Source organism: Achromobacter pulmonis (genome assembly GCF_002885955.2).
Classification (GTDB): domain Bacteria; phylum Pseudomonadota; class Gammaproteobacteria; order Burkholderiales; family Burkholderiaceae_B; genus Achromobacter; species Achromobacter pulmonis_A.
In genome coordinates this window covers 279,580-293,902 of sequence record NZ_POQS01000004.1, presented here as the reverse complement: position 1 = coordinate 293,902, position 14,323 = coordinate 279,580, and the positions used below count along the sequence as shown (strand labels likewise).

The 14,323-nt window shown below is 70.3% G+C and carries 10 protein-coding genes and 2 pseudogenes; 4 read left to right on the top strand and 8 right to left on the bottom strand.

What is annotated here, in order from left to right; genetic code table 11:
- The 4 genes from urtD to urtA are packed head-to-tail and all read right to left on the bottom strand — an operon-like array spanning position 1 to position 4,854.
- Complete coding sequence (urtD, locus tag C1I89_RS16465) at positions 1-840, bottom strand: urea ABC transporter ATP-binding protein UrtD (protein ID WP_102773766.1); 840 nt, start codon at positions 838-840, stop codon at positions 1-3.
- Positions 837-1,964, bottom strand: coding sequence for an urea ABC transporter permease subunit UrtC (gene urtC, locus C1I89_RS16460; RefSeq protein ID WP_102773765.1), 1,128 nt, complete (start codon positions 1,962-1,964; stop codon positions 837-839). Before urtC ends, urtD begins: the two co-directional genes overlap by 4 nt.
- Positions 1,961-3,580: an urea ABC transporter permease subunit UrtB gene (gene urtB, locus C1I89_RS16455; RefSeq protein ID WP_102773764.1), complete on the bottom strand. Its 1,620-nt coding sequence runs from the start codon at positions 3,578-3,580 to the stop codon at positions 1,961-1,963. Before urtB ends, urtC begins: the two co-directional genes overlap by 4 nt.
- Positions 3,581-3,600: 20 nt before the next feature.
- On the bottom strand, positions 3,601-4,854 hold the full coding sequence (gene urtA / locus C1I89_RS16450) for an urea ABC transporter substrate-binding protein (protein ID WP_102773763.1): 1,254 nt from the start codon (positions 4,852-4,854) through the stop codon (positions 3,601-3,603).
- Between the two features lie 331 nt (positions 4,855-5,185).
- Here urtA and atzF point away from each other — a divergent pair, with 331 nt between their 5' ends.
- Genes atzF through C1I89_RS16435 form a run of 3 tightly spaced genes read left to right on the top strand, consistent with a single transcriptional unit; the run spans position 5,186 to position 11,455 of the window.
- Entirely contained in the window at positions 5,186-7,057 is a 1,872-nt protein-coding gene (gene atzF, locus C1I89_RS16445) for an allophanate hydrolase (protein ID WP_102773762.1), read from the top strand.
- A 28-nt stretch (positions 7,058-7,085) separates the two neighbouring features.
- Entirely contained in the window at positions 7,086-10,718 is a 3,633-nt protein-coding gene (uca, locus tag C1I89_RS16440; RefSeq protein WP_102773761.1) for an urea carboxylase, read from the top strand.
- A 2-nt stretch (positions 10,719-10,720) separates the two neighbouring features.
- Entirely contained in the window at positions 10,721-11,455 is a 735-nt protein-coding gene (locus C1I89_RS16435; protein ID WP_102773760.1) for a GntR family transcriptional regulator, read from the top strand.
- Here C1I89_RS16435 and C1I89_RS16430 read toward each other — a convergent pair.
- Positions 11,452-11,994: pseudogene (locus C1I89_RS16430) on the bottom strand (anti-sigma factor family protein); the annotation flags it as partial. The gene C1I89_RS16435 and the pseudogene C1I89_RS16430 overlap by 4 nt on opposite strands.
- Between C1I89_RS16430 and C1I89_RS16425 the strand changes: the two are divergent.
- Positions 11,985-12,608: pseudogene (locus C1I89_RS16425) on the top strand (GntR family transcriptional regulator); the annotation flags it as partial. The pseudogenes C1I89_RS16430 and C1I89_RS16425 overlap by 10 nt on opposite strands.
- Here the strand turns inward: C1I89_RS16425 and C1I89_RS16420 are convergent.
- Genes C1I89_RS16420 through C1I89_RS16410 form a run of 3 tightly spaced genes read right to left on the bottom strand, consistent with a single transcriptional unit; the run spans position 12,605 to position 14,320 of the window.
- Complete coding sequence (locus C1I89_RS16420) at positions 12,605-13,420, bottom strand: anti-sigma factor family protein (RefSeq protein ID WP_102773758.1); 816 nt, start codon at positions 13,418-13,420, stop codon at positions 12,605-12,607. The pseudogene C1I89_RS16425 and the gene C1I89_RS16420 sit on opposite strands and share 4 nt — an antisense overlap.
- A gap of 1 nt (position 13,421) precedes the next feature.
- Complete coding sequence (locus tag C1I89_RS16415; protein ID WP_102773757.1) at positions 13,422-13,934, bottom strand: RNA polymerase sigma factor; 513 nt, start codon at positions 13,932-13,934, stop codon at positions 13,422-13,424.
- Between the two features lie 17 nt (positions 13,935-13,951).
- Positions 13,952-14,320, bottom strand: a complete 369-nt coding sequence (locus tag C1I89_RS16410; RefSeq protein WP_102773756.1) for a COG4315 family predicted lipoprotein — start codon at positions 14,318-14,320, stop codon at positions 13,952-13,954.
- Positions 14,321-14,323: the final 3 nt, after the last annotated feature.

Genomic DNA, 14,323 nt, shown 5'->3' with positions numbered 1-14,323 from the left:
TCAGCGCCCCAGATAAACTTCGATCACGCGCGGATCGGCCTGCACCTTGCTCATCGGCCCTTCGGCCAGCACCGAGCCCTCGTGCAGCACCGTGACCTTGCCGCCGTCCGCGATCTGATTGACGAAATCCATGTCGTGCTCGACCACCATCAGCGAATGGCGCCCGCGCAGTTCGTTGAGCAGTTCGCCGGTGCGCTCGGTTTCGGCGTCGGTCATGCCGGCCACCGGCTCGTCCAGCAGCAGCAGCTTCGGCTCCTGCATCAGCAGCATGCCGATTTCCAGCCATTGCTTCTGGCCATGCGACAACAGCCCGGCCGGCCGCGCCGCCTCGGGCCGCAGCCGGATCAGGTCCAGCGTTTCGCCTATCCTGTCGGCCTGCTCGCCGCTGAGGCGGGCGAACAGCGTGGGCCGCACGCGCTTGTCGGTCTTCATGGCCAGTTCCAGGTTTTCGAAGACCGTGTGCTGTTCGAACACGGTGGGCCGCTGGAATTTCCGGCCTATGCCCGCGTGCGCGATCTGCGCTTCGTTCAGCGTGCTCAGGTCGATGCTCTGGCCGAAGTAGGCGCTGCCCGCGGTGGGACGGGTCTTGCCGGTGATGACGTCCATCATGGTGGTCTTGCCCGCGCCGTTGGGGCCGATGATGCAGCGCAGTTCGCCCACGCCGATGTCCAGCGTCAGGTCGTTGAGGGCCTTGAAGCCGTCGAAGCTGACCGTGATGCCTTCCAGGTACAGGATGGCGCCGTGGCTGGTGTCCAGGCCCTTGGGGCTGACCCGGCCGTAGCCGGCCTCGCCGCTGGGGCCGCCGTCCAGCGCGGCGGAGTCGATGCGGGGCGCGTTCATGCCTTTCTCCCTTGGATGCGCTGCGCGGCGCGGCGCGCCAGGCCGACCAGGCCGGTGGGCAGGAACAGCGTCACCAGCACGAAAATCAGGCCCAGCGCATACAGCCAGAATTCAGGCAGCACGCTGGTGAACCAGGTCTTCAGGCCGTTGACCGCGCCCGCGCCGACGATGGGGCCGATCAGCGTGCCGCGTCCGCCGGTGGCGACCCAGATCACCATCTCGATGGAAGTTTCCGTGGACATTTCGCTGGGATTGATGATGCCGACCTGCGGCACGTAGAGCGCGCCGGCGATGCCGCACAGCACGGCCGACAGGGTCCAGACGAACAGCTTGAAGCCCAGCGGGTCGTAGCCGAGAAAGCGCAGCCGGCTTTCGCCGTCGCGCACCGCCGTCAGCACACGGCCCAGCTTGCTGCGGGTGACCAGGCGCGCCGCGATCAGCGCACCGGCCAGCGCCGCCAGCGTGATCCAGTACAGCGCGGCGCGGGTGCCCGGAGCGGTGATGTCGAAGCCCAGGATGCGCTTGAAGTCGGTAAAGCCGTTGTTGCCGCCGAACCCCGTGTCGTTGCGAAAGAACAGCAGCATGGCGGCGAAGGTCAGGGCCTGCGTGATGATGGAGAAGTACACGCCCTTGATGCGCGAGCGGAAGGCGAAGTAGCCGAACACGAAGGCCAGCACGCCGGGCGCCAGCACCACCAGCAGCATGGCGTACCAGAAATGCTCGGTGAAGGACCAGTACCAGGGGTAGTCCTTCCAGTCCAGGAACACCATGAAGTCGGGCAGGTCGCTCTGGTAGACGCCGTCGCGGCCGATGGCGCGCATCAGGTACATGCCGTGCGCATAGCCGCCCAGCGCGAAGAACAGTCCGTGGCCCAGCGACAGGATGCCGGCGTAGCCCCACACCAGGTCCAGCGCCAGCGCGGCCATGGCGTAGCACATGAACTTGCCCAGCAGCGCCACGGCATAGGCCGATACGTGCAGCGGATGGCCGGGCGGGAACGCCAGGTTCAGCAGCGGCAGCAGCGCCAGCGCGGCGGCGGCCGCGGCCAGCGCCGCCCAGGCGCGGCGCGAGTACAGCGGGGCGCGGACGGGCAGGGTCGGATCGATCGGGAAACTCGATTTCATTCGACGCTCCGGCCGCGCGGGGCGAACAGGCCTTGCGGCCGCTTTTGGACGAACAGCACGATGAGCGCCAGGATGATGATCTTGGCCATGACGGCTCCTGCGTAAGGTTCCAGGAATTTATTGACCCCGCCCAGGCCCAGCGCGGCGACGACGGTGCCGGCCAGCTGGCCCACGCCGCCCAGCACCACCACCATGAACGAATCCACGATGTAGCCGCGGCCCAGGTCCGGTCCGACGTTGCCCAGCTGGGACAGGGCCACGCCGGCCAGCCCGGCGATGCCCGAGCCCAGGCCGAAGGCCAGCATGTCCACGCGGCCGGTGGGCACGCCGACGCAGTCGGCCATGCGCCGGTTCTGGGTGATGGCGCGCACGAACAGGCCCAGGCGGGTGTGGTTCAGCAGCGCCCACACCAGGAACACCACGAAGAAGGCGAAGCCGATGATGACCAGCCGGTTGTAGGTCAGCACCAGCCCGCCCAGTACCGTGAGGCCGCCGGACATCCAGGCGGGATTGCTCACTTCCACGTTCTGCGCGCCGAACAGGGTGCGCACGCCCTGCATCAGGATCAGGCTGATGCCCCAGGTGGCCAGCAGCGTTTCCAGCGGCCGGCCGTAAAGCCAGCGGATCACGGTGCGTTCCAGCGCCATGCCCACCAGCGCGGTCACGACGAAGGCCAGCGGCAGCGCCGCCAGCACGTACCAGTCCAGCCAGCCCGGCAGCCAGGCGCGGAACGCCGTCTGCACCACGTAGGTCACGTAGGCGCCTATCATCAGCAGCTCGCCGTGCGCCATATTGATGACGCCCATCAGGCCGAAGGTGATGGCCAGGCCCAGCGCCGCCAGCAGCAGCACGCTGCCCAGGCTGACGCCGTAGTAGAGATTGCCGGCCCATTCGATCGTGGCCAGGCGGCGGTCGATCTGCTTGAGCGCGCGCGCGGCGGCCTGGCGCACGCCGGCATCGGGTTCCGCATAGGCCCCATCGCGCTCCAGGGTCAGGGCGGCCAGGGTGGGGCGGAACACCGCGTTGCCGGTTTCGCCCAGCACCTGCACCGCATGGCGCCGCTTTGCGGGATCGTCGCTTTTCAATTCCAGATTGGCCTGCGCGATCTCCAGCGCATCGCGTACGGCCGGGTCCCGCTCGGCGGCCAGCGCCTTCGCAAGCATGGGCAGGCGCGCGGGGTCGCCGGTCTGCTGAAGCCGGCGGGCCGCCGCCAGGCGCACGGCGGGCTGGTCGGCGTACAGGCGCGCGCCGGCCAGCGCGGCCTCGATGGCGCGGCGCAGGCGGTTGTTGACCATCACGGCTTCCGCGTCCGCGGGCAGCTCGGCGGCGGCGCCCGTCGCGGCGTCGGCGGCGCGCGGGCCGCCGTCGCCGATCAGCAGGCGGCCGTCGCCGCCCGCGTAGAGCCGGCCTTCGCCCAGCGCCTCCAGTACGGCCGCCGCGCCGGGGTCGGGCAGCTCGCCCAGCGCGGCGATCGCTTGCAGCCTGGCGTCCGTGTCGTCGCCGGACAGCGGCGCGAGCAGGGCCGGGTCCACGCCGGCCGCCGCCTGCAGCGGCAGGGACGCCAGCCACGCCAGAAGAAAACGACGCAAGTAGAGAGCGATGACAGCGATGCGCATGGCTGCGGTTCCGGTGTGCGTCATAGGCCTTGCTTGGCTTCATTGCCCGGGATGTACGGACTCCAGGGCTGGGCGCGGATCGGTCCCTTGCTCTTCCACACCACGTTGAACTGGCCGTCCGCCTTGATCTCGCCGATGTAGACCGGCTTGTGCAGGTGATGGTTGGTCTTGTCCATCTCGATGGTGTAGCCGTCGGGCGCGTCGAACTTCTGGCCGCCCATGGCCGCGATCACCTTGTCCACGTCCGTGGTCTTGGCCTGCTCGACCGCCTGCTTCCACATGTGGATGCCGATGTAGGTGGCCTCCATCGGATCGTTGGTCACGACCGTGTCGGCGTTGGGCAGCTTGTTCGCCTTGGCGTAAGCCTTCCATTTCTCGATGAAGGCCGCGTTGACCGGGTTGCGGATCGACTGGAAGTAGTTCCAAGCGGCCAGGTGGCCGACCAGCGGCCTGGTGTCCACGCCGCGCAGCTCTTCCTCGCCCACCGAAAAGGCCACCACCGGCACGTCGGTGGCCTTCAGGCCCGCGTTGCCCAGCTCCTTGTAGAAGGGCACGTTGGAATCGCCGTTGATGGTGGAGATCACGGCGGTCTTGCCGCCGGCGGCGAACTTCTTGATGTTGGCCACGATGGTCTGGTAGTCCGAGTGGCCGAACGGCGTGTAGATCTCGTCGATGTCGCTGTCCTTGACGCCCTTGGAATGCAGGAAGGCGCGCAGGATCTTGTTGGTGGTGCGCGGATAGACGTAGTCGGTGCCCAGCAGCACGAAGCGCTTGGCCCCGCCGCCGTCTTCGCTCATCAGGTACTCCACGGCGGGAATGGCCTGCTGGTTGGGCGCGGCGCCGGTGTAGAACACGTTCTTCTCAAGTTCCTCGCCTTCGTACTGCACGGGATAGAAAAGCAGCCCGTTCAGTTCCTTGAACACCGGCAGCACGGACTTGCGCGACACCGACGTCCAGCAGCCGAAGACCGCCGCCACCTTGTCCTGCGACAGCAGCTGGCGCGCTTTTTCGGCGAACAGCGGCCAGTTCGACGCGGGGTCCACCACCACGGGTTCGAGCTTCCTGCCCAGCACGCCGCCGTTGGCGTTGATCTCGGCGATGGTCATCAGGGCCACGTCCTTGAGCGAGGTTTCCGAGATCGCCATGGTGCCCGAGAGCGAATGCAGGATGCCCACCTTGATGGTGTCCTCGGCGGCGTACGACTGCGGCATCCATCCCGACAGGGCCAACAGGCTCACGGCGGTCAGTTGCTTAAGGGCTAGTCTGCGTTTCATGGTGACTCCTGAAAGGGAAGGCGCCGGCCTGGCCGGCTGGAACGGCGGCTTGCTCGATATGCATGCCCGCCATGACCTCAAAGCAAAGCCCATGCCAGGTCGGTGAGGGGCCGTGGCGCGCCATGAGGCGCACGGGCGGGCAGGGCGGTGGGCGTGGGTCGATGTGGTGCCGCACGCACAACAAGGGTGCGAAAACGGCCCGTTCCGGTGCGCGCGCGGCGGGCCGCCCGCGGCGCTTCCGGGCCGAACCGAGGATGGCGCCGGGGAGCAGGCCGACATGGCATACCTATTGCTTGGGAATCCATACGTGAATACCAACGAGGATCCCAGCATGAATGCCGCAGCAACGCAGAAAGGCCCTATCCGCAATCAGGCAGTCCATGACGGGCCGCTCGCCTGGACGATCGCGCAGTGGCAGGCCGCCTACCGCGACGGCGGCGCCGTGCCCGAGACGCTGCTGGCGCCGTGGGCGACTTGCGGCGGCCCCGCGGACAATGCCTGGATCGCGCGCGTGGACGGCGCCATGCTGGCCCGCCAGCTCCACGCGCTGCGCGGCCTGCTGGAAGCTGCCGGCGGCGACCTCGCGCGTCTGCCGCTGTATGGCGTGCCGTTCGCGGTCAAGGACAATATCGACGCCGCCGGCTGGCCGACCACGGCCGCCTGCCCCGAGTTCGCCTATGTGCCGGACGAGGACGCCGGCGTGGTCGCCCGCCTGCGCGCGGCCGGCGCCATTCTGGTGGGCAAGACCAACCTGGACCAGTTCGCCACCGGGCTGGTGGGCACCCGCTCGCCCCACGGCGCCGTACCCAACGCCTTCGATCCGGCCTATGTGAGCGGCGGTTCCAGCTCGGGCTCGGCCTCGGTGGTGGCGCGCGGCCTGGTCGCGTTCGCGCTGGGCACGGACACCGCGGGCTCGGGCCGGGTGCCGGCGGGCTTTAACAACATCGTCGGCCTCAAACCCACCAAAGGCCGGCTCAGCACCGCCGGCGTGGTGCCGGCGTGCCGCACCCTGGACTGCGTGTCGGTGTTCGCCTTGACGGTGGACGATGCCGAACTCGTGGCCGATATCGCGGCCGGCTTCGACGAGCGCGATCCCTATTCGCGCGAGCAGCCCACGCAAGCCGCGCCGGCCTGGCCCGAGCGGCCCAGGCTGGCCATTCCCGCGCAGCTGGAATTCTTCGGCGACGCGCAGGCGGCCGCCGCCTTCGAAGAGGCCGTGCGCCGGTTGAGGGACGGCGGGGCGGCGGTCGAGGCGATCGACTTCACGCCCTGCAGCGAACTGGCGGCGCTGCTCTATCAAGGGCCTTGGGTGGCCGAGCGTTTCGCCGCCGTGGAAGCGCTGTGGAATGCAACCCCGGACGCCATCCATCCGGTGGTGCGCGGCATCGTCGAGCAGGCCGCCGGCTACAGCGCGCTGGATGCGTTCAAGGCGGAGTACCGGCGCGCGGCGCTGGCGCGGCGCATCCACCGGTCGCTGGCGGGCTTCGACGCGCTGGTCGTGCCGACCTCGCCCGCGATCTACACCATCGCCGAGCTGGAGGCCGACCCGGTGACGCTCAATTCGCGCCTCGGCATCTATACCAACTTCGTCAACCTGGCCGACCTGTCGGCGCTGGCATTGCCGGCGGGGATGCGCGCCGACGGCCTGCCCGCCGGCATCACGCTGATCGGCCCGGCCTGGCACGACCGCGCGCTGGCGCGCTTCGGCCGCCAGTGGCAGGCGCGCCTGGGGCTGCCGCTGGGCGCCACCGGCGCGCCGCTGCCGGCGCCCGGCCCTGCCCGAGAGCCGGCCGCCGACGCGGTGCGCGTGTCCGTCGTGGGCGCGCATCTGCGCGGCATGCCGCTGAACCATCAGTTGACCTCGCGCGGCGCCGTGTTCGTCGAACGTACGCGCACGGCGGCCGATTACCGCCTGTTCGCGCTGGCCAACACGTCGCCGCCCAAACCGGGCCTGGTGAAGCGCGACAGCGGCGCGCCCATCGAGGTGGAGCTCTGGGACGTGCCGCTGGCGGCCTTCGGCGCCTTCGTGGCGGAGATTCCCGCGCCGCTGGGCATCGGCACGCTGGAGCTGGAAGACGGCCGCCAGGTCAAGGGATTCATCTGCGAACCGCGCGGCCTGGAGGGCGCGCGCGACATCACCGCTTACGGCGGCTGGCGCGCCTACCTGGCCAGCCTCGACGCCAGTCCCGCCCCGCTTCGCTAACACCCGACAGACTTCTGGGAGCCGCAACGTGTTCGATACCGTTCTGATCGCCAACCGAGGCGAAATCGCCGTCCGCGCCATCCGCAGCCTCAAGCGGCTGGGCATCCGCAGCGTGGCCGTGTACTCCGATCCGGACCGCAACGCCGCGCACGTGCGCGAGGCCGACGTGGCCGTGGCGCTGGGCGGCGAGAAGGCCGCCGACAGCTACCTGCGCATGGACCTGCTGCTGGCGGCCGCGCGCGAGCATGGCGCGCAGGCGATTTATCCGGGCTACGGATTCCTGTCCGAGAGCGCCGAGTTCGCGCAGGCGTGCGAGGACGCCGGCATCGCGTTCGTCGGCCCCACGCCCACGCAGATCCGCGAGTTCGGCCTGAAGCACCGCGCCCGCGAACTGGCGGCCGCGGCAGGTGTGCCGATGACGCCGGGCACGGGCCTGCTGGGCAGCCTGGGCGAAGCGCTGTCGCAGGCCGAGCGCATCGGCTACCCGGTCATGCTCAAGAGCACCGCGGGCGGCGGCGGCATCGGACTGTCGCGTTGCGCCAACGAGGCCGAACTGACCGCGGCCTTCGATGGCGTGCAGCGCATGGGCGAGCATTTCTTCAAGGATGGCGGCGCGTTCATCGAACGCTACGTGGATAACGCCCGCCACATCGAGGTGCAGATCTTCGGCGACGGCAGCGGCCGGGTGCTGGCGCTGGGAGAGCGCGACTGCTCGGTGCAGCGCCGCAACCAGAAGGTCATCGAGGAAACCCCGGCGCCGCGGCTACCGCAGGCCACCCGGGCCGCGCTGCACGCGGCCGCGCTGCGGCTGGGCGAGTCGGTCTGCTACCGCTCGGCGGGCACGGTGGAGTTCATCTACGATCCGGCGCGCGACAGCTTCTATTTCCTGGAGGTGAACACGCGGCTGCAGGTCGAGCATCCCGTGACCGAAGAGGTGACCGGCCTGGATCTGATCGAATGCATGCTGCGCGTGGCCGCCGGCGAGGCGCTGGACTTCGACGCCATGTCGCGCGCGCCCCGCGGCGCGGCGATCGAGGTGCGCCTGTACGCCGAGGATCCGCTGCGCCAGTTCCAGCCCGCGCCCGGCGTGTTGACCGAGGTGTCGTTTCCGCCCGGGGTGCGGGTCGATGGCTGGGTCTCGACCGGCACGGAGGTGCCGGCGTTCTACGACCCCATGCTGGCCAAGCTGATCGTCCATGCGCCGACGCGCGAGCAGGCGCTGGACCGGCTGGCCGAGGCGCTGGCGCGGACCCGGCTGCATGGCATCGCCACCAACCTCGACTACCTGCGGCAGATCGTGGACGACGCGCGCTTTCGCGCCGGCGAGCTTTCCACGCGCTTTCTGGACGGCTTCGTCTACCGGCCGGCCGCGATCGAGGTGCTGGAGGCGGGCACCTACACCAGCGTGCAGGACTATCCGGGGCGCGAGGGGTATTGGAACATCGGCGTGCCGCCGTCGGGGCCGATGGACGACTATGCGTTCCGCATGGCCAATCGCATCGTCGGCAACGCGCCCGACGCGGCCGGGCTGGAAACCACGCTGGTCGGTCCGACCCTGCGATTCCATGGCGACGCCATCGTGGCGCTGACGGGCGCGGCGTGCGCCGCCACGCTGGACGGCGAGCCGCTGTCCATGTGGCGGCCGGTGGCGGTGCGCAGCGGCCAGGTGCTGTCCATCGGCCGGGCGCTGTCGGGCTGCCGCGGCTACCTGGCCGTGCGCAACGGCCTGGACGTGCCGGTCTATCTGGGCAGCCGTTCGACGTTCGCATTGGGCCAGTTCGGCGGCCACGCCGGGCGCACGCTGCGCGTGGGCGACGTGCTGCCCCTGGTGCGCCCGGAACTGGCGGACGCCGCGCCGGCCCTGTCCGCGCCGCAGGCCGCGCCGGCCGAACTGATCCCGGCCTATGGCGACACCTGGGAAATCGGCGTGCTCTACGGTCCCCACGGCGCGCCCGATTTCTTCCGGCCCGAGGCCATCGAAGCCTTCTTCGCCGCCGATTGGGAAGTGCACTACAACTCCAACCGGCTGGGCGTGCGCCTGATCGGCCCCAAGCCGGCCTGGGCGCGCGAGAACGGCGGCGAGGCCGGCCTGCATCCGTCGAACATCCACGATTGCGAATACGCCATCGGCAGTATCAATTTCACCGGCGACAGCCCGGTCATCCTGACGCGCGACGGCCCCAGCCTGGGCGGCTTCGTCTGCCCCGCCACCATCGCCCGCGCCGAACTCTGGAAGGTCGGCCAGGTCAAGCCGGGCGACCGCATCCGCTTCGTGCGCATGGACTACGCCCGGGCCGTGGCGCTGGAGGCGGCGCAGGACCGGCGCGTGGCCGAACTGGCGGCCGCACCCGAGGCCGCGGCGCGCGCGCCGGCGGCGGCGTCCGAGGCCATCGTGGCGGCGCTGCCGGCCCGGGGTTCGCGTCCATCGGTGACCTACCGCCAGGCCGGCGACGGCTACCTGCTGCTGGAATACGGCGACAACGTGCTGGACCTGGCGCTGCGCATGCGCGTGCACCTGCTGATGCAGGCGCTCGACGCCGATCCCGTCGCCGGCGTGCGGGAACTGTCGCCGGGCGTGCGCTCGCTGCAGATCCGCTACGACAGCCACACGATCGCGCAGGACGCGCTGATCGCGCGCCTGCTGGAGATCGAAGCCGGCCTGGCCGACGTGGCCACGCTCAAGGTGCCCACCCGCGTCGTCCATCTGCCGATGGCGTTCGAGGACTCGGCCACGCTGGGCGCCGTGCGGCGTTACCAGGAAACCGTGCGCGCCGAGGCGCCGTGGCTGCCCAACAACGTGGATTTCATCCAGCGCATCAACGGCCTGGAAAGCCGCGAGCAGGTCCGCGACATCGTGTTCGGCGCCAGCTACCTGGTCATGGGCCTGGGCGACGTGTACCTGGGTGCGCCCTGCGCGGTGCCGATCGATCCGCGCCACCGCCTGCTGACGTCGAAGTACAACCCCGCCCGCACCTTTACCGCCGAAGGCACCGTGGGCATCGGCGGCGTGTACATGTGCATCTACGGCATGGATTCGCCCGGCGGCTATCAGCTGGTCGGCCGCACCCTGCCCATCTGGAACAAGTTCCTGAAGAATCCGGTGTTCCAGGACGGCAAGCCGTGGCTGTTGCGCTTTTTCGATCAGGTGCGCTTCTATCCGGTGACCGAGGCCGAACTGGACGCGCTGCGCGCCGATTTCCGGGAAGGCCGGGCCGCCGTCCGCATCGAAGAGGAAGTGTTCGACTTCGCCGCGCACCAGCGCTTTCTGGCGCAGCAGGCCGACAGCATCGCCGCGTTCCAGGCGCGCCAGAAACGCGCGTTCGACGCCGAGGTGGCCTTGTGGAAGGCCGGCGAGGCCGAGGCGGCGCAACACGCCGCCGAGATCGAGCCAGACCTCGAACCGCAGGCGGCGCTGTCCGAAGGCGAGCGCCTGGTCAGCGCCGATATGTGCGGCAACGTCTGGAAGATCCCGGTGCAGGTGGGCCAGAGCGTGTCGGCCGGCGACACGCTGGTGGTGGTCGAGGCCATGAAGATGGAGCTGTCCGTCGTCGCGCCCGCCGCCGGCACCGTCGCCGCCATCCGCTGCGCGCCCGGCAAACCGGTCAATGCCGGCGATCCGCTCATCGTCCTGGCCGAAGACGTTTCCTGCCCGGTGAACTGACCATGCGCGGGGAACTCATTGCGCCCGGCTCGGCGCTGCGGCAGGCGCCGGCCCTGGCCCGATCGCTGGCCGAGCAGGTCTATCAAAGGCTCAAGGCCGACCTGTTCGACTTCCGTCTGCTGCCGGGCGAACGCTTTACCGAGGCGGATCTGGCGGCGCGCCTGGGCGTGAGCCGCACGCCGGTGCGCCTGAGCCTGGCGCGCCTGGAACGCGAGGGCTACGTGCTGCCGCGTCCGCGCAGCGGCTGGCAGGTGCGGCCCTTCGACTTCGAGCGGTTCGAAGCGCTGTACGACGTGCGCGTGGTGCTGGAGCAGGCGGCGGTGCAACGGCTGTGCGCGCGCGAGCGCGTGGACCAGGCCGGCGGCATGCTGGACGCGCTGCGGGAGGTATGGCTGGCGCCGCCGCGCCAGCGCATCGCCGACGGCCGGCAGGTGGCCCAGCTGGACGAGGCTTTCCATTGCGCGCTGGTGGCCGCCGCCGGCAACCCCGAGATGACGCAGATCCACCGCGAAGTGACGGAAAAGATACGCATCGTCCGGCGCCTGGACTTCACCCAGGACCGCCGGGTGGACGCCACCTACGACGAGCATGCGGCCATCCTGCGCGCGGTGCTGGCGCGGCGCGCCGACGAGGCGGCGCAAATGCTGCGCGAGCATATCGGCGCGAGCAAGGCCGAAGTACGCAAGATCACGCTGCACATGCTGCAACAGGCGTGCGGTGGCCGCGCAGCGGGCTAGCCCTGCAGCTGGCGGTAGACCTCCTGCGACACGCGCTGCAGTTCCTCGCGGCTGACCGCGCCGGACAGCGCGTAGCCGAACTGGCCCTCGACCCAGTAGAACACCCGCACGGCGCCTTCCTGCGTGAACTGGAAGGCGGTTTTTTCTCCGGTCGCCTCGCGCGTGACGTACAGCGTCAGGCGCTGCCCGTCGGGGGCGCCGTACATGAAGAGCGCGACCGGGCCGGCGCCGCCGGGCAGCAGGCGTCCGCCCATCAGCTCGTAGCCGGCCTGCGACAGCGAGGGCGCGCGCACCGGCGCGCCCATGCGTTTGGTCAGCCACTTGACCAGGCCCGCTTCGTTGTCCACGCCAACTTCCACCGGGCGGCCCATGTCGGACGCGTAGACCGCGTGGGCGATGGCGGCGCGCTGCGCATAGCCGCCGGCGGCGCGTTCGGGCGCGGCGGCGGCCAGCACCGTCTGCAGGTGGCGGGCGTCCATCGCGCCGCGCGCCATCCAGGCCGCGCTGGCGCTGATCGCGGCCACCGNTCCGTCTGCTGCCGGGCGAACGCTTTACCGAGGCGGATCTGGCGGCGCGCCTGGGCGTGAGCCGCACGCCGGTGCGCCTGAGCCTGGCGCGCCTGGAACGCGAGGGCTACGTGCTGCCGCGTCCGCGCAGCGGCTGGCAGGTGCGGCCCTTCGACTTCGAGCGGTTCGAAGCGCTGTACGACGTGCGCGTGGTGCTGGAGCAGGCGGCGGTGCAACGGCTGTGCGCGCGCGAGCGCGTGGACCAGGCCGGCGGCATGCTGGACGCGCTGCGGGAGGTATGGCTGGCGCCGCCGCGCCAGCGCATCGCCGACGGCCGGCAGGTGGCCCAGCTGGACGAGGCTTTCCATTGCGCGCTGGTGGCCGCCGCCGGCAACCCCGAGATGACGCAGATCCACCGCGAAGTGACGGAAAAGATACGCATCGTCCGGCGCCTGGACTTCACCCAGGACCGCCGGGTGGACGCCACCTACGACGAGCATGCGGCCATCCTGCGCGCGGTGCTGGCGCGGCGCGCCGACGAGGCGGCGCAAATGCTGCGCGAGCATATCGGCGCGAGCAAGGCCGAAGTACGCAAGATCACGCTGCACATGCTGCAACAGGCGTGCGGTGGCCGCGCAGCGGGCTAGCCCTGCAGCTGGCGGTAGACCTCCTGCGACACGCGCTGCAGTTCCTCGCGGCTGACCGCGCCGGACAGCGCGTAGCCGAACTGGCCCTCGACCCAGTAGAACACCCGCACGGCGCCTTCCTGCGTGAACTGGAAGGCGGTTTTTTCTCCGGTCGCCTCGCGCGTGACGTACAGCGTCAGGCGCTGCCCGTCGGGGGCGCCGTACATGAAGAGCGCGACCGGGCCGGCGCCGCCGGGCAGCAGGCGTCCGCCCATCAGCTCGTAGCCGGCCTGCGACAGCGAGGGCGCGCGCACCGGCGCGCCCATGCGTTTGGTCAGCCACTTGACCAGGCCCGCTTCGTTGTCCACGCCAACTTCCACCGGGCGGCCCATGTCGGACGCGTAGACCGCGTGGGCGATGGCGGCGCGCTGCGCATAGCCGCCGGCGGCGCGTTCGGGCGCGGCGGCGGCCAGCACCGTCTGCAGGTGGCGGGCGTCCATCGCGCCGCGCGCCATCCAGGCCGCGCTGGCGCTGATCGCGGCCACCGCCACGCCGGCGGCCAGCGCGCGCCAGGGCCAGTGGCGCGCCGGCGGCGCCAGCGGCAGGCGCAGCGGCAGCGGTTCGTCGAGCACCGGGTCCAGCAGCGCGTGCAGCGCGCGGCGCTGCGCCTTCCAGTCGTCCACCCGCGCCTGGTCGTGCGGATGCGCGCCCAGGAAGGCCTCGACCTCCGCATGGCGCGCCGGCGGCAGCTGGCCGTCGGCATAGGCATGCAGATCGGCCTCGGTGATGGGGGCGCCCGGGCCGGGCACCGGGTGCAGGCGTTTGTCGTTCATGTTATTTCACGCGGTGGAGCCGGTTGGAGGTATCGCGGCCCTGCATCAGCGCGCTCAGCTTTTCGCGGGCGCGCGACAGGCGCGACATGACCGTGCCCAAGGGCACATCCAGTATCTGTGCGGTTTCCTGATAGGAAAGATCCTCCACGCACACCAGCAGCAGGACTTCGCGCTGCTCGGCGGGCAGGGCCTGGAGGCAGCGCTCGAGGTCGCGTACTTCCAGGCGGTCGGTCTGGGTGGCGCGCACCGGCGCGTCGGGCAGGTCGCCGGCGGCGGTCTGGTCCACGCGCCGGCTGTTGGCGCGCACCCCGTCGATGAAATGGTTGTGCATGATGCCGAACATCCAGGCGCGCAGCTCTCCGCGCCGCTGCCAGCGCGAATAGCGGCTCCATGCGCGCTCGAGCGTGTCCTGGACCAGGTCGTCGGCCCGCTGCGGGTCGCCCGTCAGCCCGCGGGCGTAGCGCCGCAGGCTGGGGATGCAGGCCAGGATCAGGGCTTCGTCGTCGGGGCGCATGGAGCGGCGGCGCGGGATCAGGGCTTGGCCACGTGCCAGACTTCCTTGAAGTTGTCGCCGGTCTTGTCGCCGGCCTTCGCATCCTTGGCGTAGGTGTACAGCGGCTTGCCCTTGCTGGCCCATTGCTTGCTGCCGTCGTCACGCGTGATGACGGTCAGGTCGCCGCTGGGCTTGGCGTCGGCGGCGGCGATGACGGGCGGCCAGATCTTGGCGCACTGGTCATTGCAGGCGCTCTTGCCGCCCGAGTCCTTGTCGAAGGTGTAAAGCGTCATGCCGGCGCTGTTGACCAGCATGCCGTTCTGGGTCTTGACGGCCTGGGCCTGGGCGCCGGCCGAGAACAGGGCGGCGGAAGCCAGGGCCAGGATTGCGACGTAGTGTTTGCGCATGGT